Source organism: Nitrosomonas sp. (genome assembly GCF_019752095.1).
In the GTDB taxonomy this organism is placed as follows: domain Bacteria; phylum Pseudomonadota; class Gammaproteobacteria; order Burkholderiales; family Nitrosomonadaceae; genus Nitrosomonas.
Window position 1 is genome coordinate 274,095 of the sequence record NZ_JAIEMO010000003.1, and the last position, 22,065, is coordinate 296,159.

Here is a 22,065-nt window from a genome sequence, read left to right on the forward strand (position 1 = left end):
TCCAAAAACCTGAAAAACTATCCTGTAATTTATACCACATTCGCCTGTAGAAATATTAATTCTCTTTGAAATAATTATTGCATCTATTCAATTAACCCTCGGTATTGTCAGATTCGTCCAATCAAAAGTACCTCTACTATATTGGGCCGGACGATCCAATTTATTGGTATGAACATAATTGCCGGAAGTGACTTGCTCAGTAACAGCAATCGTATCCAAATGCTTAAGGGTGTTATTCATCCGATCAATAATGAGCGATACTGCATAATTGCTACACAGATTTAATTCAACAGATGCCGGTGGATTCGCCGTTCCGTCATCAATAGCATTCTCGAATATACCACCAAAGCCAAGCAATCCCATGTTTGAGCAATTATCGGCAATGACTTGAGGGGATTCCCTACCCGTTCCATGATCGGATTCAAGCTTTAGTGCAAATATGGTTGTGTTGTCACAGTTTGTCATCCAGATTACGCATTTGCCTTCATTGGCATGCTCAAGGTTGGCTCCATAGATGCGGATAGGCAATACTGTATCTTCGATCTTCAGCATGGCATAAGTCACGCTACGCTGATTAAGTAGTAGTATTTCACTCATACCCCAAAATCTTCCGCCTGCATTAGCTCCGGAAATCAGCATCACAGGCAAGCGTTTTTGAGTGCTATCTCCGATGAATCCATTGATATTGAACTGCCCAATATTCAGATTTCTAAACATCGACCGATCACCGCACAGCCATTTTAATCCTGCACTCCCGCCCTGGCTTTGCGGACACCAGATAGCAAAATCTGACAGTATTGTTTTCGATTCAGAATCATTAGCAGTAACCATCCCATAATTACCAGCAGTAGGTACCGTAAAATCCCCGCCAGTGAAGTTTTTTGGAATGAACACTGTAAGATTGCGCGATACACCTAAAATAACGCTATCAGGCCGCAGAGTGAGAATCTTGCCATGGGCATAGTATCCTTTCGGGAAGAAAACTTTGGCATGCGCAGAAATTACCGCCTGCGCAGCAATATAATCATCCGTGGTTCCGTTGCCGGTCAATGTGTAGCCTAAATTCTTTGCAGCAGTTTTCGCGTTCACAACCCCGACAGAATCCGGATACAGCATTTCACTACCCCAGTGATGACGGCTGATCAAATCGGAAGGCGGTGTATTGCCCGTGGCTCCGCGAGTTAATGTATTGGAATAACCCAGCCTAGAACCATTGTGCCAGCGAACCATGTTGAATTGAACATTGCCACTCGTTAACGCCTTGGTGGGCGGCTGAATACAGATTGTCGCTTCTTTAATCCAGGTCCATCCGCTTATCGGAGTGTCAGCATCAATATCATTTGCAGTTCCGGAGAAATCCACGATTTTACCCGCTCCCCTCACCCAAACATTAAGCAGTTTAATACTGCGATTCGAGGATATGGCAACATTGCCGGAACTCTGCGTGGTGAAATCAATAGAACAGTCTGTGATAAGTAAATACCCAGTATTCGATGAGAACCCGGATGTTGATATTGCCGGACCAGTAGCGCTTGCGGCCATGACTATGCTCACACCCGTAATCGATACCGTTTCTGAATCATCATTGGAAAAGTTGATCGCAGTAACAGACTGCCCGGAATACCTGCACCCGGCAAATATTGGAACCGGTCGGCGCGATACGCCGGTACCACGCTGGCCATAACTGCCGCCGATAAAATCAGTATTTACTATAGAACTTCCGCTTCCGATCAAACCTTGTTCACAGGATAGGCCGCCGGTGGCATCTATCAAACAATTATGAATGTAACACCCTTGAGCTCCACGAATCTCAACCCCGATCGCACCAGCATTGGTTCCGGTAGTTATTTTTATGTTCTCAATCCCGGCATTGTATAAAGCGGCTTCGTCCTCTGTTAAGTCAGTATGTCCGCCGATCCCCCAGAAATGAATCATGCTCTTAGGCGTTCCTGCCGTGGAGAAACCAGAAGTGCCATTTGCGAGAAATATTTCCGGCATATTCCCGCCGCGCTCACCAATCCACATTAAACAGGATGCAATACCATCAGAAACTGTTAATCCGCTTGCGCGTCGATACGTGCCTTGTAGCAAATCTATCGTATTGCTGATCTTAAATCTGGAACTTTTCGGCAACTTAACCACAAGAAAATTCTTGCGCGCATATTCGCCGCATGCTATGAGCGCTGTCGTTGAGTCTGTCGCGCCCGATCCATCAGCAAAAAACGGGTATTTAGTGGGATCAATGTAACCGTTAAGAATGCCTGGTTGAAACTTTGCCATAACGGGATCAATGGCCAAAGACATACCGTTGACTACCGGCATCGGACTTTTTATCTCCTGTCTTACTAGAGTATTGGTTTCAAAGGTGCTAAGCGGAGCATTGAATGGAAGCACATTAATATCGAACTCAAGGAATGCTAATCTGCGCTTGGGGCGGGAAAATAATCCTATCGCCATATTATTGTTTAAACCACGAAAGTTGGGCGAGTAGAAACCAAACCACCGTTTAACGGAAGCGTCTTGATAAAATCATCATAATCAGAAAAGACATTACCGCTGGGCGCGGTTAGTTTGTATTGGATCAAGCACATATTTGCGCCGATATATGCCGATGTGAGACGATCATGGAAATCCTGCATGGTATGCAACACGCCGGTTGCCGGGTTGATCTCATTCATGTCATCGCCCTGCCACTGGCAGAACTTGGGCAATATCCCAGAGTAATCCTGGTAATAACGCAAAGCTCCTTTTGGATTATTCCCTGACGCGGCGATATTTGTGGATGCATTCCAGTGCGTGTTACTCGCGCTAAGCCACACCCTTTGAGCTGGCACGTTGTTTGTGTACCAGTCAAATGCTAATTCTTTGGAATGATTCATATCATGATAAACGCCTGTTTTTCTGAAAGCAGCTTTCAGATCCTTGACCATTTGAATCCGGCCTGATTGCATGCTAGCAACCGTTTCCGGATTATTGGCCCCGCTGTTGAAAGGTACGCTTATGGTTCCGTAGCTGGATTCGCTTGTACCGACAAACATGATATTGGGATCTTCATCAAACTCTGCCGCCATTGCCGCAAAGAATTCCCGATGCCAGGCTTGAATCATGGCGTTACTGTATTGGAATGTATAACCCCTAGATCCACTTCCTTGGGCGGCCCCTGGCTCAATGCCTAGACATCCCTCATACATGGTATGAACAGTTGTACCACCCGCACCATTCCATGTCCCACGAGAAGAAACCAGATGCGCCGGTAGCAATTGACGCACGTCATTACCCACAGACACATCAAATTCACGCTGAACGAACATTAAGCCGGATTTGACACCCATCGCAGCAAGCGTTGCAATTCTGCCTTTGAGTTTATTTAATGGGCTATTTGGATTGCTCTTACCATAATCCCCCGGGCCTTGGGTTATATGCCCCGGATATAAATCAAACTGCACGAATCGCCAATTTGGATTATTAGTGAGCCTGGTTAATAGGCCATTTGTGCCGCCAAAACTTGATGCTCCGGCACTATCAGCATTGTTATAAGCGGAACGAGGAAACTTAATACCGAATCCGGGAATAAATACATCCTTTACATTCCGTACAATTCTGCGTTTTGGTCTGGAGAATAATGCGATTGCCATAATTAATGGATTACCTCGATTAACCGGCTGCGGATGCCTATAAGCTCGTTTACAGCAGCGGATGAAAAATGGAAAGTAAGGTTGGTCTCAACTGTAGTGTTAACCCCCAGCGCTGGAGGCGCTGCGCTTGTTCCAATACCATTGGCGGAAGCTATCCCGGCACGAGTTTCTTGAACTGTCGTAGAATTTTTATTGTAAATTTCAATTGGAATATGAAGATTTACAGCTGTTGTGATTGTTGCTGGAGTAAAAATATCACTACCTCCAAACTTAGCAACCACAGTTTTATTACCGGCTCCGGAAGCTATAAAATTCGCGTCAACAATGATGCGGCTGTTATTTCTTAATATTGGAATTATTGTTGGCTTTAGTTGAACCGTATCGCCAGCATCAGAAATAAGAGGTGCTGCAGGTGTTCCACCCGGCCATGGGAAGGTTGTTTGGATAACTGTGGTGCTTACAATGCCGCCAGTAGGTATAAACAATAAATCATTTTGCGCAAATCTAGTTGATGCGGTGCCGATATGTAGCTTGGCTTTATTGTCGCAAACACCACTCGTTAAACCGTGCGCAGCGTTTGCTGTTAACCTAACGAATCCACCGACATCGCTTGCGGTCCAGGTCAATCCGGTATTCGGAAAAACAAGCGCATGCGTTTCGTTGTCATGCTCGATAACCATCCTTCCTACGCCGTCGTAGGTTGAAGTACCATCTGACACCGCTATGGCTTTTTTGCCGGTTGGATTTCCGCTGATATTGTTGAGAATTACCGCAAGGGTTGGATTCGCACTCGCTGGCGGAAGATTCGGATCAGATAGATTGTTATAAATCTGAGTCTCAGCAGAATCGAAATAAGTGACAGACACAACGTCGTTTGCTGCAAAATTTACCCCAGACAGGAATGCCGAGCCGAATTCCCAGTGATTGGCATTGGCTTGAATGTCTGTTATGCCGAATGTGGCGCGTTTATTTCCATCGCGCTGCTCGAAATACAGCCTTCCGCCCACTTCCCAACTCCCGAAGGTGTCAGTCATGTCAAAACCATCCGATGTGACTTTGTGGAAAGCTATCTCAGTCGTACCGGAGCTATTGGCATTATTAAACCGGAAATAAGGTAATCCAGGATTTGCGCCCGTATTCGTGTTGGTGCTAAACAAGAATGGATATCCGGCTTTGTCGCCCTTCGCACCCGTGGGGCCAGTAGGACCGACCAAACTCACGCCTGCTGGCCAAGTATCTGCCGCTTTCGGTCCGTAAATCATGTTTGTGGTAATCCGGATATAGAAATTACCATCAACGCCCTCAGTGGTTGGCGCATCCGTACCGTACAGAATCGTGTTTCCATTTACACCAGGCGCACCGGATTCACCGGGAGGTCCTATCAAGCTTCTACCGGAAGGCCAAACTCCACCGGTTTTAGGGCCATAAATAAAATCCGTATCCGTGCGGATGTACGAATCACCATCCGCACCCGCTTCTTCATCGGGGGCGCCTACTCCATAAATGATCGTTTTTCCATCTGCCCCCGGCGCTCCCGGCAAACCCTCTCCCGGAGGTCCGGTCATACTGACCCCAGCTGGCCATGTGCCGGATGCCTTGGGCCCGAAGAAATATCCGGTAGCGGTATTGATGTAATGATCGCCGTTATTGCCTTCGGTTGTTGGATCCACAGTCCCATGCAGAACAGTATTGATCTCCGAACCAGGATCGCCCTTGAAATGGAACCATAGGCCATCAAAATCAGAAGCAACAGGGTTTACTAATTTGGTGGATGTAGTCTTGAAAGCAACATACTGTAAAGAATTATCCGGATCAGCCGAAAAATCAGACCCGGATGCATCTGAAGCATACCGGATGTACGTATAAGAACTAGCACCGCTACCGCCGCCCAAAGGGACAGCAGCCGTACGACCACGCACCGGCAGTCTGGAAGGTGAGATATCGAGTTTTCTAGTGGCTTTTGCTTTTTGGGTTTTAGTGACCATAATCAAACCTCCACGCCCGGTTTAAGGCGGATTGTTTTTTTCTGCTGTCTTAGGAAATTGGTACCGAAAATTTCCACAGCATCGTAAAAATATTCAGCACGGATGCGATTGATTGCGCATCGAAGTTTTTGAAAATGGGATTTATCCAGGCAAGAATCTTCTTTTATGATTCTTTTAAGCAAAGCATCGAATTCAGCCTTGAATGATTCTGGTAGATAACCTTCGCGTATAAGTTGATATCCGGCATCATGGACAAGCGAACCCGCCATTACGCTAGGTGTATCGATCGCCGGGCCGCTTGGACCGTCCCAAGCATATCGACGCTCGATAATCATCAGGCCGGATTTAAGCAGCGTGATGTATTCGGTTACGATATCCTCAGCAGGAAAAATCTGAGTCTGTACGAAATAGCGATTCTGAAGGAGGTATTTGTAACCGCCTTGATAGCAGAGCTCGGATCTCATGGAAAAACAATCTCCATATTTGGCAGCGCAAATTTATCAAGCAAAACTTTACAAGCGTTTTTCCCTTCCTCTATTTCTCGGAAGGTATTCCGAATAGCCTGTTCTGCTCCTGGATCCAGTTCTTGCCAGTAAACTTCCTCACCTGTTCCACCAATTCCGCTGGAATCTGCGGTTGCGGCTTTTCCTTGGTCACTACAACCCGCTGGCTTTTGGGTGGTGACGTACATGCGATGTTTACGAGACTCAGCGAGATCACGATCAAGATCATTGCGAAGTTTTTCAGATTCATTGAATGCCCCTATCAAATCGGATTTTTGTTTAAGCAATGCTGCGTCATACTTGGCCTGTTCCTGTGTCAATACCTCTGCCGCTTCCTTTTCGGTTTTGGCTTTGTCTTCCTGCCAGATATTCCGCTCGTACAACCTCCCGCTCTCATAAATTTTGTAAGAAATGATTGCCGCTAATGACAGAACAATGGCTATAGCTATGGCGATGAGGACGGTTTTAATAAGGGCGGGAGAGGGAGTCATTTTTTTATTATTCTTGTGGTTGATCTGGATCTGCTGATTGACCTTCACCGGGAGCTGGATCTTCTTCGGTTGATTGATCTTCTTCACCAGCTGGCTCTTCTTCCACAGGCTGTGGGTCGGTGGGTTCCTCCACCTGATCTGGATTCAAATCATCCAGAGCTTGAGCAATTGCGGCCAAGTTGTTCAATGCATCCTCAGCAGCCGCAGGAACTTCAACGTTCTGAAGAGAATCTTTCAGCACCGTCACTTCATTGATAATTTCATCCTTGGCTTTATGAAGCTGCGCGTTTACTTGTTCAATTTTTGCAGCCAGGTCGTTTACTTTAGTCATAAGTGCTCCGATTAAATATTCCTGCCGTTTGATAGATGCATGTATTTCAAGAAGGCAGATTTCCTTGAAATATTTTTTGTGTTTTCTCACTTGGATTTTTCCCAGTACAATTTCGATAAGTACCCGGTTAAAGCGGTAATTGGTGCGTGTACCGCTGTGATGATCGCGGCAAGCTGGAGGCCATCAACATGCTCGGCATTATTGTTAGCAAACTCAAAAGCCCACACCGTCACTAAGTAGGTCATGAAGCAGATGAACAGCATTAAAAGTCGACGAAAAAGTTTGTGGTCGTCGAATTGGCTATGAAATTTTGCGGATAATGTTTTGATACCTTCCATTTGGAAGGAATGATGGCACTGCTGATCTTGATGGATAAGCGGGAACCGGTTCCCGTGGATGATTTGCTAGAATAAAGCGGGTTGCTCTATTGCCTGGGAATGTTTATTTCTGTGGAGAATTTTAGAGATTTGGCGCTCTGTTAAACCATACTTGCGCGCAACTTTTGATCGGCTGAGAACTTTCTTGTCGTTGAGTATCTCAATATTTCTTAACTCTAAGGTTAACATTTGAGCTTTAGGGATTTCTATTCTGTCATAACCCCCGAACTTTTCACAAATTTTTGTGGCTGAATCGATGCCAAGAACGGCAATCAACTCATGCCCTACTTTGAGCTTTCGCGGTATATATACGCTGGTACCGCCATAGTGACGCACGAGTTTCAGCGTGTCAGAAATGCCGATTTCCTGCGCTATTTCTTGCAGGGTTTTGGGCAGCAATGAGATGTTGATATCTGACGTCATGAGATGCTATTTATCCGGCAATATCCATGCACGAATAACGATAGCGTGATCTCGCACCCAATCAAGCGATAGTCCAATGACAACAAGTGTACCGACCACTATTCGACCAGCAAACATATACCGTTTTATATCCGCAACGTCCTGCATCAATATTCTGATCTGCTCGGGAGTCATAGGGCATGCATCTTCAGTACGATCCGATCTTCTGCGTTTTGGTGTAAAGTAGTTTTTCATAACTCTATAATCCGTATTGATGAGCTATAACGTTGAAAGAATGGCAGTGATACAGATAAATCCATATCAAATTTGCCGTATATTTGTTGTGATAATTGTTCTTCCGTGATGGGCCCGTTGCCCGGAACAAGGCTGATAAACAAAGGTTGGCTTTTGCCGATCGATCTGAATAAATTGTTGAGTGCCGCTTTATCCTGAGAATCCATCGCTTGCGTGGAAAACTCCATCACTCTGGTAATGGTTCCTCGATCTGTTACGAGATCGCCAGCAGAAGTTCTAACTCCAGTTGTGGTATCGATGAAATCCGTTTTTGCGCCATAATCAGCATTATCATTCGGTTCCCAAAATTTACCGGCAATGATTCGGCTGATTTCAATGTATCCGTCCGGATTACCCGCGCTGGTTAATTCAATCTCCATTCTTTCAACACCTGAAACGGAATTAAAGAAAGCAGAGACGTGCGCTCCGCCGCCGTAAGCAAATGAAGCCGATCCGATAGAATCAAATCCAACCGGAGGGTCGTAATTGTAAGTAACCGGAATCGCTCCGGTATCATGTAGCAACGTTCCGGCAGCTGGGTCATCATAAAGTGTGATCTGGAAAGTGGATCCCGCAATCAGGTTTGTAAATGCCAACGCTACGCCACTGATTTCCTGAGCGCTTGCCCAGGTTGCCCTAATTTTTGGGTTCGTTAAATTTGTTGATCTGAAGGTTTTTGATTTGGTGTCGTCCTTCATGTTTGCCAATCCGAATCCGATAGCTTGGCTTCCCGATGCCATCGATATGCCGCTGTAGGAATCAAAAATATTTTTGTACAATATTCTAAGATTTGACATTTTGATTAGCTTCTTCCAATTCAAGCTCAGTTTTAGCTATCGCCGCGGCAATGGCTTCTTTCTTGATTTTTTCCTGCATGATTTTTTCGCGCTCGGCGACAACGTTCGCACGTCCCAGGTCTACGAATTGCCATAAATCCTCCTTTCGGAACACGCCGGCAGGCTTGGTTTCTGTAGCGGCCATGAGATTGTCATAACCGACGCCTTGGATGATGAAATTTTCATAGTTCTGTTCTTCGGCAGCTTTAAACTCACCATCCGGCATGATCGTGCCAAATCCAACCATTACCCGAACCATTAGACCAGGCAAATGGTGCTCATAAGCCACAATGTCTTCATCTTGATCAAGTATCACTTCACGCTTTCTGGACATCTATAACCCTCCCTTTACGTTTGCCGGATTTCAATAAATTAACCTCTGCTGATAGTTCCTGGATTGCTTTTATGATGGGAGAAACCATGCCGTTGTAATCAACTCCGCCGGTTCCGTCATTATTCAGGCTGGCTAACGAGTCTTTTCTATTTCTCAATAATTTAACGACTTCTTGATATATCAATCCGTGCGCAAGCAACTCTGGATTTTCAATCATTCTGAACGTTCTTGCGGTAAGTGAATTAATGAAATCCAAACCCAAAAATTCATGTTCTATTTCTGTTTTAAGTCTGGCGTCAGAAATATTTTCGATATAAGCAAAATTAGACGTGCCTCTCGTTCTCACTGTGGCCGCCAAAGAGCCAGTTACATTCAAATTAAAACCATTCCCAGATACCGTGCACGTTCCAGTGTTGCATGGAACAATGTTGCATAATGCCGATGCATGTTTTCCGTCAACCATGTCGGCGTTCAGGTTTGTAACCATCGTGGTATTTGTCATGGTCATTCGACCGCCAACATATAGAGCTACGCCACCAGCTACGTGTGTTGCTCTTACGCCAGTAGCATTAACGCCGGTTCCTTCTCCAAAGACGCCATATCCGGTGGAGGAAGATCCTTTCAATCCGGAGTCAGTTGAGCCGTTTCCGGAAAATGCCGATACCCCATTATCAGCTGTGCCGTTCAAGTTTGCGTGCAAAGATGCCTGCCTGCCGCCCAAAGTTGCCGAACCGGTAAAGCTACCGTATCCAGTAATGGAAATATCGCCACCACCAACAATATCTCCGCCGAAACTTGGGTTGCCTGAAACCGGTATATTTACCATTAGCACGCTAGATTGGTACATTCTGATGCCATTGGCATCGCCTACCCAACCATTTGCAGGATTGCTGCCAACAACTGTGAGTTGAGTGCTTTTAAGAGACTTGATATATTCACTACTTGAATTCAGTGCATTGAACCCCCTGCCTGCACCGGTAACTTGGTTAGCGTTTGTACGGAAAAAGGTCACTCCATCCGCGATATCATCCAGATCACCAGATATTTGGGTAAGATTAACATTGTGTGGATTTCCACTTGAAGAGGCATGCGCAGCTGCGTTTGCTGCATTTGTAACGACAGTATTGACTGGGGTGCCGCCAAGCGTACCGTTGACATTGACATTTGAGCCAAGATTGACGGAAACTGTGCGTGGAGTATCAGCTTGCAGGAAAGCATCAAGATCGTTGAGGATCGCGGCCATTACACAAACACCTCGACCTGCGAGTACAGGGTTGACCAGTCTATGGACAGTCCGATAACCTGACCGTCCTTGCCGGAATCTAGCCCGAAGCGCGGATAAGTCAATGTCACAGCTCGACCAAGAAATAATTCAACAAGTCTGGGTTTCCCGACAAAAGTAATTACAAAACGAGGTGTTTTATAAAGATTAAGCGATCTATTACCCTCATTGATTGAATCCGATGCAGTAAGCAGCAAGGTATCAATTGGTATGGGCTCACTGTCAAGCGCGTAATTTGATTTTACTGTGGCATCCTCTACAGTTACGCTTGCGTATTCAGTCGCATAGATTTTCTTATGTGATTCCGGAATCCCGGTCAGCAATTCTGGCTGAATAGTCCAATTCTTATTGTAATTAACTTTGAATGCCGCCTTGACAGGCAACTTCCTGGAAATTCTGATTGTGTTTTCAAAGATATCATCCGGACCAATATCAAAAGGGGTGCCGGGTGCCGGTAGTTCAAGTTTTAGTAACTGCAATTTCCCGAGTCGGGACATAACTAACTGCGCACCAACGCTGGACGCAAGCTGGTTGCATATGCCTAGGGTATTCTCACGCGCACTGATATAAATCCCAACCGGCTGAGGATGTGCTGAATCGAAGGCCGATAATTGGGCAGAATCCAGATCTCCGGAAGTGAATTTGTTGGCACCACCGTAATTTTGTACGATTCTTTGGATAATCGATGAAACTGTAGTATTCCATGATGCAGGTTTATCGCCTTGAACGCTAAGTGTTACTTTGCCAAAAGGTTGTACAGGAAGTGTGAATTTTCCATGCGCAATATCATTAACCAGTCCAACAGGAACGCCATTGACACGAACCTCAAGATTTTCTTCTATGGCGGATTGATGTGTCTGAAATTCAAGCGTAGCCGGGTTGCTCAATAACGGCGAAACATTAAAACATTCACCGAAACACAATGGAATAATCTCGTTTTTATTGGGCGTTGATCCACCCAGTTTTGTTTCTGTAATGGGCGTATTTAATCTTTGCAGCTTATCCCTGACTTTAATATTCAGAGTTTGCGCTGATCGGCTATCAATATCTTCAATGGTACCGCTGAATATTGTCACAAAGTCGGAGCGCAACCAGCGCACGTCACCGACATAGATGTTTATTGGCTTGTTTACCCAAATGTAGGTCAACCAGATATCCAAAGAACCAGCTAAATTATAAATTTCCACATCACCAAACGACATCGAAGGCGATGAATCTATGCTCATGCGCTCTATTAACTGGATAGAATTCGCTGAAACAATCGGCTCATAAATACGATTATTTGTTTCGTCGATATATGCTTTTGTAGACGAGTAATGCGTTGTATCCACGCCTGCAATATTAGATACAGCCTCGACCAGAATGCACCTGATCGCGGTTGTGTCTTGTAGCCAGGCTGTGAAATTAACTGCCATAATTAAGCTATCAATCCCACTTGTCGAGATTTGCCTTTAATCGTCAGGCATTGCATGCGGTTTTTCCCGCTAACGATTGAGCAATGCACCCAGCCGGAACTCGGAATGCCCGGAGTGTAATTCTCGAGTATCAGTTGATCGTAGATAAGGTTGGTAGATATCCAAGTAGCCAGGTCATAGTTTGAAATACTCGGCACCTCAAAATCAACCGCCTCTCCGCGAATATGCTGTGATGTATTACCGCTACCGATAGCCTTGTTCAATTCCGGGCATCGATAACCACTATTAGGTGTGAATGGCTTTCCGAAATGATCGCGCACCGGTTCAAGAATCCTGCAGCAAACTATTTTCAGTCTTTCGATAACTTCATCAGGCGGTGTGTTATCGATTCCGCGAGCCACCGCTGTGTCAGAATGAATAAGCTCACCAAGCGTGAAGTGAGGTGATAATTTTGTTCTCAAATCCATAGCCGTTCCTTATGCAACATTCGGCATGCTTCGGTTATCCCATTGCCTACGGTTTTCAATTTCTGCCATTGCCTCAGCAATAGCGCGAGCGTTTTGTTTGCTTGTGATATCGGTTGCAGCTATCAAGTCTCCGGTTTGGATGTTTTGCTCAGCAAGCAAGCGTTCAATTTTGTCATTCAATCTTTTGATTTCATCCGTGGTAGAAGATGGAACAATGGCTTCAGCACGGTGAACCATGGCCAAACCACTTCGAGAAATAAAGTCGGTACCGCGTGCAAATGATTGCAATCCGTTATCCCGAACAAATTTTTCAATGTCGGTTAGGGATATTCCGGACACGCTGGATAATCTTCGGGATGAAATTCCATTGGCGCGCGCGGCGTTGTATATCGCCATCGGATTGTTTCGATTGGCATTTACGAAATCGATAATCTGTTTATCGCTAACCGTGGCCCCGCCGGTAAAATTGTTTATTGCTTCCGCGCCAATGCCCGCACCTACAAGCTGATCTTTAGATAAACCAAATCTTGTGGCTGTATTGGCTATTTGTTGCGGCGACAACCCAGGATTTGCAGACAAATAATCCTTGATTTGTTGTGTCGATATTGATGGATTACCCGCACCCTTCAAACTTGTGGCAACCAACTCTTTAACCAGATCGGCAGTGGTTTTGGTATTTTGGTTAATATCAACCAGATTGACTACGCTGTCGTCGAGCGCTTTTAGTTGCTGCGTGGTGATATCCACTTGGGAAAGTGCAACGCCCTCAGCATTTTTGAGAACGCTCTGAACCAAATTAAAATCACTGACAAACGCAGCAGAAGATGCATTGTAGGTTTGGCTGGCCTTCAAGAATTCTTGCGCCACATTAGGCAATTTCGCCAGCGCGTTTTGATCGCCGGTGGCTGCTTTCAACCGCACTTCGTTGAATTGTTGTCTCGCCTCATCAAGTTTCTGGCGTGGGGTTAAAGGCGATAACTCTCCAAGCAATAAACTTTGCCGGAAATCTCTCAATTGGCCGGCAAGATCCTTGAATTTGGATATCGTGCCTTCAAGTTCTGATCGCTCTTTTTGGTAAGTGGAAGTCAGCTCATTTCTGATATCCAACAGATTGCGCTCTCTTTCAACCAGGCTATTAGTGCTCTGTGATAATTTATCGCGCAGTTTATCAACCTGATCAAATTGCTCAATTAGCCCAAGCAAACCAATATATTGATCTTTGGTGATGCCTCCGGCACTTCCAACACTCTTAATCAGATTCGTGAAATCATCGCGCGTGATCGATGCAGAGAATCCAAGTTTCTGCATTTGTTGATCCAATGATTCAAACATTGGTTTGAGTTTTTCGGTATCGCTCAGGAAGTTATCGATGAAGAATCCAATTTTCTGGCCAGCCGCATCCACACCACCTAATTGATCAACAACTTCCGTGCGGAATGTAGCAGGAAGGCTGAGAATTGCATCACGCGCCTCTTTCAATGATCTGCCCGTGGATAAGGCAGCAGTATTCAGCACATCGAACTCTGCACTCAATCGTGAGAGCGTTTGGATATTCGTCTCGCCGGATTTTGCTATGACATCGATTTGTGCCAGAACGCCCCCGGCAATTTCATTGCCCAGGTTATCCAGTAATTCTTGAACCGCTTCTTCGGTTAAGCGCTTGCCTTTTTCCGATCTCAGGTCAATTTCTTTGGAGAAATTGGTTACTGAATCTGTGCTCAGTCCAAGATTGTCTGCGAATCCTTTGACAGAAGTGCCGAACCCTTTTAGCGTGTTATCAAATAGATCAAGGAATGCCGCCTCGTTCGGTGAGGCTTGCTCACGATGCTTATTACCAACAAACAGTCCGCCTTTTGCTCGGAAAACGTCAGTAACTCTACCGTCAAAACCTTCTCCGGATGCCTTGCCTATGAGTGCTTCCTGACGGAATTTAAGCGGCCCGTGTCCGAACAGTAAAGCACCCAGGCTTCCGATCACAGGAATAGAATCAATAATTTTGCTACCTGTTGATTTATTACCGGCAAGCATTCTGAATACGACATCCGCGATCGCCGCCACCGCAAGCGGTCCCGCAGCAGCTGCAACAGATGAACCTAATCCAGCAGCAACACCCATTCCTGAACCGCCGATTGCGGTACCAGCGCCGCCGATAAATGCCGTCCCCGCACCCCCGGCAGCGCTAAATACTCCGGCGCCGGTTCCAGCCAAACCAGCTCCAAATGCCCCCACCGATCCTGGCAGCATAGACAATCCACGCCCAACCAAGGATGGAATACCAAACCCGCTGCGCAAACCTGACTTTAAGCTATTGCCCAGACTTGCTATGTTGAGGAAGTTTGCCGCGCTGTTGCCAGAGGATGATGCACCGCCGCCAAATCCTGAATTGAATAGTGATGCGATACCCGATGATTGAAGAATCTTAAACGCCGCAAATTCAGCAATCATCCTGCGAACAGCATCCGCAACACCGCGCACCATCCCTTCAAGACCGTCATCAAAGGGATTGAATAGGAAATTGGCTAGTGAAGTTTGGATATTTCTCGCGCCTTGGATTGCAAACTGATCCAAGCTTCCGAATACATCGCGTCCGGTTTCTTTTACCTTGAATAATTCATCATTGGTTTTGGCCAATACCCGATTGTAGGTTTCTTGTGACAATCCGGCTTGCCGTAAGCGATCGAGTTCTTGAGTTGTGGCCGCGAGTCTTTCTTGTGGGCTGGCAACAGATTCAGTAAGTGATTTAACCCTTTGCAGATCTTTTTCAAGTGCTAGCGCGGTTTCCTGTTTTTGAGAAAGTTGCGCATATGCATTCGCGCTTGCCATGATTTCCAATCGAAGTTTCTCGTTTGGAGCTTTAGACGCAGCATTTGCAGCGGCAAGCATTTTTCTCTGAATTGCATTTAAACCGATTTCTTTTGATTCAAGTTTCAGGGAATCAATAACCTTTTGAGCGCTGTCTACCTCTCGTTTAGCATCGTTTTGGCGTTGTAAAGATAATCTTTCCCGCTCTTTTGCCTCAGCCTTGAGTTGTTGCAAAACCTCTCTTGGTAATTCAGGTTTGGAACTTGGCGTAACAATGCTCTTAATTTTTTCCGGTGCGATTAGCGTGGTATCTATTGGCGCCGGTTTCGGCAAAACTTCTTTATCAAGATAATCAACTAATCCACTTAATGCTTTGGGGCCGGTTGGCAAGAAATCCAGGAATGAATCGATAGCACCGCCGACAAATGGTAATTGTTTGGTTTTAGCAACCAGCCTACCCACTGCATCGGTGGATCTATCTATCACAGATACAAATTTAGTGACAAAATCAATGCCGCTGGAAAATACGTCAATTAATCCAAGCCTGCCGATGGAAAGCTTCAAATCAAACAAGGAATTGTCCATGCGATTGACTTGCGCATTCAGTCCCTTGGCAGCTTCACTGGATTGAGGTCCAAACGTTCTTTGCCATTCAGCAGCCAATTTTGGTAGCAAGTCAGAAGCTAGAAGATCGCCTTTCTGCAACATGCTGCTTAATTCTTGTCCGGTAACGCCTAAAGCTCTGGATACGGTATTGAACGTACCCGGCACCCGTTCCGCTATTTGTAACAGTTCTTCAGTGGAAACCTTATTTTTTGAGATGATTTGCTGGACAGCGGTTAACACGCCGCCGGTATTGTCAGCGGATAATCCCAGAACCGTTGCAGCTTGCGCAACACCGATAAATATATCGCGGGTTGCCTGACCTTCTAATTGAGTACCTTTTGAAGCAGCGGCAAGTTTTGCGTATTGTTCTGCGGTAGATGAAAACTGTAAACCAAGCCTATCCGATTCTTCACGCAGGAATGCGATCTCTTTAGTTGCGGCCTGAACTGATCCGGTTCCGAGGGTTAAAGAATTGGTGAACCTTTCATTTGCAATTGAGGCATCCAGAATTGCGCGACCGCCACCAATCACACCCTGGAACGATACATAAGCCGCAGCAATGCCAATAATTTGAGTTTTTAGCGTACCAATAACATCGATATTACTTTTTGCAGCAGATCTGGCTTTATCGAATGCGTCGATCTGCCTGATGCTGGCATTTACTGATTCCCTTTGACTTGCATTTAATTTGAGTTGTGCAGCATCGTAAGATAGTAATTGCGAACGAGTAAAACCCAATGTTTCCGCTTGTCGCTTCAGGCTGGCTACAAAATTATCCCCTTGCAGACCCATCCCGCCCAGGCTGTCGGCGGCTCTTTTGGCGCTATCTGCAATATCATCCAGAGTACGCTTGACGGTTCTTCCGCCGCGCTCATTGATGACAATATCGTAATTTTCGGTAGTCACTTTTTAGGTTCGCTTTAGTAGGGAAGCTTCAACGCCTGTTTCAGTTGCAATTCCATCCCTTATGGCCTGCTCAATGAATCCCGCAGCTGCTTGCGGCGAATAGCCTTTATTAAGATCGTCGATATACGGGAGGTTGATATTGATGTGAATTTCTTGACCAAACTCTCTGCCTTGCAGCGCACTTTCAGCTTGCGCAATTGCGGCCTGAGCATTCGCCCCGGCTGTGCTTCCCTTTTTTCCTGCAAAGTATGGTGCTTGAATTTCTGAGGAGGATGATTCTCCGACAGTTACCACCACAGAGGATTTGGCGCGACCTGTATCGACCGGCATAGCTTTTACAATGAGAGCATCAACAGCAAGAGCGACACGAATGGTTTTTTTATTCTGATTAACCAAGATCGTGTCGCCGTGTTCCCTCAGTTTCTTTGATAAATCACCGAAGTCAGCCATTTACTTGCTTTTCCTTTTCGCTTCAGCCCATTCACGATAAGCCGAATCAAGCTCGTTAATGTGATATTCCATGTCATCACGTTGAGCTTGATCCGTAATTCCTATCCGATCGCAGTATTCCATGATGGTCATCCATGAAATGCTGCCTATCCCCCCGAAACTTGCAGTGCGGCATGTATCAAGCCGGTGAAACGCAACTAAAAACAACTCAAGTCCGCGCAGTAGAACAGGTGCATTCTTTATTGCTTTAGGAAGCTCCCTACCCTCCCTTACGCACTGTTCAATAATTGTTTTTTCTGATTTGCCCTGCTTTAGCGTGTAAAGCAGGACATCTGCTAGTTTTTTGCGTCTGCTTCCCGGTCTGCGATCCGGAACAATTGCATTTTGTTGGTTTGAATCTGAAAATCAGTGAACAAGTCAGGCAAATCAGCGAACGCATTAATCACGTTTTCTTCGGTGTATGGCAGTATTGATCCGTCAGGACCTTCTATCCCTTGCTTCCATTTGCCTTTTTCATCCTGAACTTCCCAGTTCAGAACAACCGCTTTTGCGTAGAGTCGGCGATTAATTTCACGCTCTTTTTCCACCGGCAAAATTTCTTGCTCAATCAAACGTCGAACCGGTTTGGTGAGAAATTCATGAGTGCGCACGAATTTACTGTTTGAACTACCGGCGCGCGCTGCGGTTATGCGGAATGTGCCGTAATCCAATGTGATACCTTTCTTTTCTAGTTCCTTGTCAGTGCCGAATTGTTTGTACATGCTCATGATTATTTCTCCCGATAAGCAAAAACTACCAAAAACTACAATTAATAAATATGCCGCGATATGGGGGTTACACGCTAAGAACAGTATTAGCCCCATATCCAGCATGCTTGTTATACCTCTGCCACGTCCGGCAAGTAATCAAAGAACGTGATTGATGCCGTGTAATCCAGATCAGGCGAGATACTTGCTGCCGTTGCCGCATCCATGGTTAATGGCAATTTCACCGCCTCATCCAGCTGAATATTCGGGTTTCCACCGCCAAGCGATATCAGTGGAAGATCAATTGCAAAACCGGCATTGTCTTTCACCACAATTGCGTCGATCGTGATATCTTCGTTATTGCGGATTGAATTAATGGCTTCGATGTCGGTAAAGTATGCTGTCACATCACCAGTAACCGCGAAGGTTCCGGCGGAGATATCAAATGCCCCCAGAACGCCTACTGCTTTGGCTGGTTTATGGTTGTTTGATATGGATAGATTTAAATCCGTAACGAATGAAAAGAATTTCGCTGCGGCCTCATCTGTATTAGAAACCTTTGCCATCTTGATGCGCTTCACATCCGAGCTGGTGTTATAGGCATCAGAATCTTCCAACGTTGGCCGGTTGCCCGATTTCAATCCATCGCTAGCCTTTCTAGGTTCTGAGTCAGTAGCAACAAAACTAATGTTGTTGGTAATCTTGGTAGCAGTGCCGATATTGATATCGAGTTTGTCTGCCAAACATCCTTTCATGTACAGCGCCTGGATTTGTGAAGGCTGAGCGGTATCCGGAGCGCCTAGTGATAATTCGAGCTGGTATGTTTTACGAACGATATTCACACCGGTTTCATTTTGCAGTTTGCGTCCAAAATAAATCCGCACCGTTTTACTGGTACCGGCATCCGTAACCATGGTGCTGGCTGATTTATCCAGCTCTAAAAAATCTGGATCAATTAAGCGGATTCTCTTAAATCCGGAATTAACCGCATTCAATGGATTCTGAGCTTCTTCGTCGCCGCCAATATAAATCCATTCGCCCACACTTAAACCGAGCGTTGTCATGTCGAAAGCAGCAGATACCAGCTTTGGCAATGATCCGCTGACGTCCACAGTAATGTCCCCGGATGCGAATTGATGACCGACCACAACCAGCTTACTATCCGCAGGCGGAGAAGCTTCAGTAGTCAATGTTTCCGCCACAGCAATGGACACACCAGGATCAACAGCTGTTACGCGATGCAATCCGCTGTTACTTGCGTTTGTAAATTTGGAACCGAAAACAAGGGAGCCGACCAGGAATCCGGTAGTGCTGGTAAGTTCGTAAGTGTCATCACCGCCATTGACTGTGACCGAAGGAATATCCGATCTTTCCGCTTTGGTCCGGTAGTTGGCATAAAACACGCCTTTTAACAACTCTTGGAAATTAGTTTGGGTGAAATCCGAACCGAAGCTTGCGGACGCTTCCAGATCAGTTACAACACCTTTTTTACGTTGGCGCCCGTCAGTAATCGGGTTACGAACCAGAGTCGTGATTTTGGCTCCAATATCACCATAATCGTTGGGTTCGGCTGGCACCCAGTTTGGCGTGACTGGCAACACATTGATGCTTTCTTCTTCAGCTATCCGAAGCCCCGTGATATTGCTATCGATCTTATTTACATTTGTTGCCATTTTTCAGCACCTCCACTTGATTAAATAACTTCGTCGTATTCAAACTGAACAAACACGCATATCAAGAACCAGTCCCCGTGATTTCCCATCTCTTTGAGCTGGATCGATCGGAACACAACTCCGTCAATGGTTTTCCCCAAGAAAGCAAGCTCGACACTCCTGGCCAATGTGTAGGCTTCCTCAGTACCGGATCCAATGCGCACATAAATTTCACAGTTAAACCGGCCTTTTCTTCCCCAAAGTTTTTTTCCATCAGCCCCCGCAAGACTTAATTGTTTCCCGGCTTCATGAACAATATTCGCAAATGCCCAAGGATTCGTTTGCTTGAGTGGTTCAACTTCAGGGGTCTTCCCTGGCCAGACAGCTGGATAATTCGCATTGACTGACCAGGCAGTATTGAAAGCTCCAAATATCGCGTCAGCAGCTTGCTGTTGCGTGGTCATCAGCTCTCAACCCCGATGTAATAAAGCAACGTTGTGTCTGCCGGTTTAAGCTTTTCAATAAAACTGATCTTCGATTCCTGATCGCCATCAATCACGACATGGTATTGATCAAAATCTTCCGGGGTATCCTCGCCCGGCTCGGCAATAAAAACGCTCTTGGTATTCTTGTAGAGTTCGATTGTTTCGCTGCGAATACCTAGACTACTGGCCGATGAAAGCGGAATATTCACAGCTGAAATGGTTGTGCGGATCGTATTCTCAGGATCGCGCGGGTTTGTTGCACTTCGCCAAGGTTTACCTTCGATCGCGCTATCCGGATTAAGGGTTGATAGCGTGATTTGTCGGCCTTTAGCTCGTATTCTTGCCTTGACCTTGGCTAATCTGGCAGCGTAATCCATCACACATAGCAAGTGGCGGAGCCACTGCCTTGCAAAAATACGGTCATCAATGAATCCGCTTTGGGGTATGGTCTGGTTAATAGATACCCTACTTGGTATTTTTTAGTTTCGGTTAGCGGTCCCGTGCCTTCCGATTCCTCGATCAGAATCCTCCCGCTGCTATCGACGGTAGGGTTTGGCATTAATACTTGTGAAATTGAGATTAAAGCGTATTCGCAGCAAGCAGCGCGTAGATCCCTTGGCAATCCCGATAGCGCCCGACCTTCTTCGTCGTACAAATTGATTCGGGGAAATAAAAGTGCTTGCGTATCAGGAAACTGTAACTTTCCCTTTAATCTACCGCGCCATTTAATATTGATATATTCGGTTCCAACTATCAGAGCAGCTTGCTTGACTGCCTGAATACCGGACCACTCCGTAATCCCACGGGCAGAAAAATAGGCATCGGCATTTTCAACGCTTTCGTATGAGTTAGCGTCTGCCATGCCGGTTCCATCTTCTACAATCAAGGCCATTGTGCTTATTTAGCCGCTGTTGTCCGAACAGAACGAGGATCCTGTTTTCGGCCAGAACCGCCCTTTTGATCGATCGGCGCACGAGTATCAAGCGCCTTAATCAATTCATCCGGATCAAGTCCGCGTTCCAGCATTGCCTTCTTTTTCTCAGCTTTTTCTTCACGCTTGCGATTCTGGCGGTTGAGATAAAATTGAATTTCAGACATTGGATTTTTATCCACCAGACTGCTTTCCTCAATAATCAGCGCATCCAACACTTTGGTTCTTTCGGAAACAATCGTTTTGATACGCTCTTGTGCCTGCAATGCTTCATCAAGCGCATCCTGAGCACGAGATTTACGAGCAGGAAGAGACATATCCAATTGCTTTGCATTTTCTGCTTCCTCTTCTAGCCGTTTTGCTTCGGCTTCGTCTTCTGCCTTGGCAGCTGCTGCAGCGTCAGACTTGGATTTTTCTTCAGCTGCTTTCGCATCCGCTTCTGCTTTAGCTTTTGCAGCTGCTTCATCCGCCAATCCCTTGGCTTCAACTTCTGCAACAGTTTTCGCCTTTGCTTCCGCTTCAAGTGCCGAGGATTGCTCGGTAGTTGGCAAGCTTTTATTATCTTCTTGGGTTCCTACAACTGAATCTTGATTAGTAGTGGTTTTAGCCATGATTAGTCGTCTCCCAGAACGGTATATAAGACTTCCATGTGGCCGTCCAGCAGCAAATCGACCTCACCGGAAATGGCCGCATCATCTATCAGAACGTTGGCATAGAACTGAAGATCATTGGCTGTATTGTCATGAATCACACCATTGTTTGCTGTTGCGGATACCAGCCGTACAACCGGTGAAACTTTACTGGTTGCAGCCCCCAGGGAAGTGCTTGCCACAAGGTTAATTTCCGATCCGGATAAAGATCCATCTGCATCTGATCCAGTACCGATTGAAATATCGCCATCGAATGTGGCTGTCAGTTGTGCATCAGAACTCGATAACTGCACATAACCAGCAGCGCCGTGTATAAGAACATTCCCTTCCGGAAATTTGAACAATGCAACGCTACCGAAACCAGGCGCACCATCTGCAACCGTGATTTCAAGATCCTTGAATTCAAATTTTTGCCGTATGAAATTTTGCCGTTTGCCCCCGGCTAAAGGGCGACGCTCACTACGTCTTACGCCTTTAGTCATGGG

24 protein-coding genes are annotated in these 22,065 nt (G+C 45.9%); all 24 read right to left on the reverse strand.

Features of this window, described 5'->3' with window-relative positions; all coding sequences use genetic code 11:
- Positions 1–87: 87 nt before the first annotated feature.
- Positions 88–2,322, reverse strand: a complete 2,235-nt coding sequence (locus K2Q13_RS01505; protein WP_292918878.1) for a hypothetical protein — start codon at positions 2,320–2,322, stop codon at positions 88–90.
- Positions 2,323–2,465: 143 nt separating this feature from the next.
- Entirely contained in the window at positions 2,466–3,635 is a 1,170-nt protein-coding gene (locus K2Q13_RS01510; RefSeq protein ID WP_292918879.1) for a hypothetical protein, read from the reverse strand.
- A gap of 2 nt (positions 3,636–3,637) precedes the next feature.
- Positions 3,638–5,620 carry a hypothetical protein gene (locus K2Q13_RS01515; RefSeq protein WP_292918880.1) on the reverse strand — a complete coding sequence of 661 codons (1,983 nt, stop codon included), beginning with the start codon at positions 5,618–5,620 and terminating at the stop codon, positions 3,638–3,640.
- A gap of 2 nt (positions 5,621–5,622) precedes the next feature.
- A complete protein-coding gene (locus K2Q13_RS01520; RefSeq protein WP_292918881.1) occupies positions 5,623–6,084 on the reverse strand; it encodes a hypothetical protein in 462 nt (153 codons plus the stop codon).
- Entirely contained in the window at positions 6,081–6,701 is a 621-nt protein-coding gene (locus K2Q13_RS01525) for a hypothetical protein (RefSeq protein ID WP_292918882.1), read from the reverse strand. Before K2Q13_RS01525 ends, K2Q13_RS01520 begins: the two co-directional genes overlap by 4 nt.
- Positions 6,622–6,945 carry a hypothetical protein gene (locus K2Q13_RS01530; RefSeq protein ID WP_292918883.1) on the reverse strand — a complete coding sequence of 108 codons (324 nt, stop codon included), beginning with the start codon at positions 6,943–6,945 and terminating at the stop codon, positions 6,622–6,624. Before K2Q13_RS01530 ends, K2Q13_RS01525 begins: the two co-directional genes overlap by 80 nt.
- 86 nt (positions 6,946–7,031) lie before the next feature.
- Positions 7,032–7,283 (reverse strand): hypothetical protein, encoded by a 252-nt coding sequence (locus K2Q13_RS01535; protein WP_062559565.1) that lies wholly within the window; start codon positions 7,281–7,283, stop codon positions 7,032–7,034.
- Positions 7,284–7,349: 66 nt separating this feature from the next.
- The gene (locus K2Q13_RS01540; protein WP_292918884.1) at positions 7,350–7,745 is read right to left on the reverse strand and encodes a Mor transcription activator family protein; all 396 of its coding nucleotides are present in this window, start codon (positions 7,743–7,745) and stop codon (positions 7,350–7,352) included.
- Positions 7,746–7,751: 6 nt separating this feature from the next.
- Positions 7,752–7,979 carry a hypothetical protein gene (locus K2Q13_RS01545; RefSeq protein WP_292918885.1) on the reverse strand — a complete coding sequence of 76 codons (228 nt, stop codon included), beginning with the start codon at positions 7,977–7,979 and terminating at the stop codon, positions 7,752–7,754.
- Complete coding sequence (locus K2Q13_RS01550) at positions 7,976–8,815, reverse strand: hypothetical protein (protein WP_292918886.1); 840 nt, start codon at positions 8,813–8,815, stop codon at positions 7,976–7,978. Before K2Q13_RS01550 ends, K2Q13_RS01545 begins: the two co-directional genes overlap by 4 nt.
- A complete protein-coding gene (locus K2Q13_RS01555) occupies positions 8,802–9,188 on the reverse strand; it encodes a hypothetical protein (protein ID WP_292918887.1) in 387 nt (128 codons plus the stop codon). Before K2Q13_RS01555 ends, K2Q13_RS01550 begins: the two co-directional genes overlap by 14 nt.
- Positions 9,172–10,431, reverse strand: a complete 1,260-nt coding sequence (locus K2Q13_RS01560; protein ID WP_292918888.1) for a tail fiber domain-containing protein — start codon at positions 10,429–10,431, stop codon at positions 9,172–9,174. Before K2Q13_RS01560 ends, K2Q13_RS01555 begins: the two co-directional genes overlap by 17 nt.
- Positions 10,431–11,885: a hypothetical protein gene (locus tag K2Q13_RS01565; protein WP_292918889.1), complete on the reverse strand. Its 1,455-nt coding sequence runs from the start codon at positions 11,883–11,885 to the stop codon at positions 10,431–10,433. Before K2Q13_RS01565 ends, K2Q13_RS01560 begins: the two co-directional genes overlap by 1 nt.
- Before the next feature lie 2 nt (positions 11,886–11,887).
- The gene (locus tag K2Q13_RS01570) at positions 11,888–12,352 is read right to left on the reverse strand and encodes a D-Ala-D-Ala carboxypeptidase family metallohydrolase (RefSeq protein WP_292918890.1); all 465 of its coding nucleotides are present in this window, start codon (positions 12,350–12,352) and stop codon (positions 11,888–11,890) included.
- 9 nt (positions 12,353–12,361) lie between these two features.
- Positions 12,362–16,666 carry a tape measure protein gene (locus K2Q13_RS01575; protein WP_292918891.1) on the reverse strand — a complete coding sequence of 1,435 codons (4,305 nt, stop codon included), beginning with the start codon at positions 16,664–16,666 and terminating at the stop codon, positions 12,362–12,364.
- A 3-nt stretch (positions 16,667–16,669) separates the two neighbouring features.
- Positions 16,670–17,116 (reverse strand): hypothetical protein, encoded by a 447-nt coding sequence (locus K2Q13_RS01580; RefSeq protein WP_292918892.1) that lies wholly within the window; start codon positions 17,114–17,116, stop codon positions 16,670–16,672.
- Entirely contained in the window at positions 17,117–17,239 is a 123-nt protein-coding gene (locus tag K2Q13_RS01585) for a hypothetical protein (RefSeq protein ID WP_292918893.1), read from the reverse strand.
- Between the two features lie 212 nt (positions 17,240–17,451).
- Positions 17,452–17,883 (reverse strand): hypothetical protein, encoded by a 432-nt coding sequence (locus K2Q13_RS01590; RefSeq protein WP_062559554.1) that lies wholly within the window; start codon positions 17,881–17,883, stop codon positions 17,452–17,454.
- Positions 17,884–17,993: 110 nt separating this feature from the next.
- A complete protein-coding gene (locus tag K2Q13_RS01595) occupies positions 17,994–19,535 on the reverse strand; it encodes a phage tail tube protein (RefSeq protein WP_292918894.1) in 1,542 nt (513 codons plus the stop codon).
- A 20-nt stretch (positions 19,536–19,555) separates the two neighbouring features.
- The gene (locus tag K2Q13_RS01600; protein WP_292918895.1) at positions 19,556–19,978 is read right to left on the reverse strand and encodes a hypothetical protein; all 423 of its coding nucleotides are present in this window, start codon (positions 19,976–19,978) and stop codon (positions 19,556–19,558) included.
- Positions 19,978–20,376 (reverse strand): hypothetical protein, encoded by a 399-nt coding sequence (locus K2Q13_RS01605; protein ID WP_292918896.1) that lies wholly within the window; start codon positions 20,374–20,376, stop codon positions 19,978–19,980. The genes K2Q13_RS01600 and K2Q13_RS01605 overlap by 1 nt, the downstream gene beginning before the upstream one ends.
- Positions 20,376–20,891, reverse strand: a complete 516-nt coding sequence (locus K2Q13_RS01610) for a DnaT-like ssDNA-binding protein (RefSeq protein ID WP_292918897.1) — start codon at positions 20,889–20,891, stop codon at positions 20,376–20,378. Before K2Q13_RS01610 ends, K2Q13_RS01605 begins: the two co-directional genes overlap by 1 nt.
- 5 nt (positions 20,892–20,896) lie before the next feature.
- Positions 20,897–21,541, reverse strand: a complete 645-nt coding sequence (locus tag K2Q13_RS01615) for a hypothetical protein (protein WP_292918898.1) — start codon at positions 21,539–21,541, stop codon at positions 20,897–20,899.
- Positions 21,542–21,543: 2 nt separating this feature from the next.
- Positions 21,544–22,062, reverse strand: a complete 519-nt coding sequence (locus K2Q13_RS01620; RefSeq protein WP_292918899.1) for a hypothetical protein — start codon at positions 22,060–22,062, stop codon at positions 21,544–21,546.
- Positions 22,063–22,065: the final 3 nt, after the last annotated feature.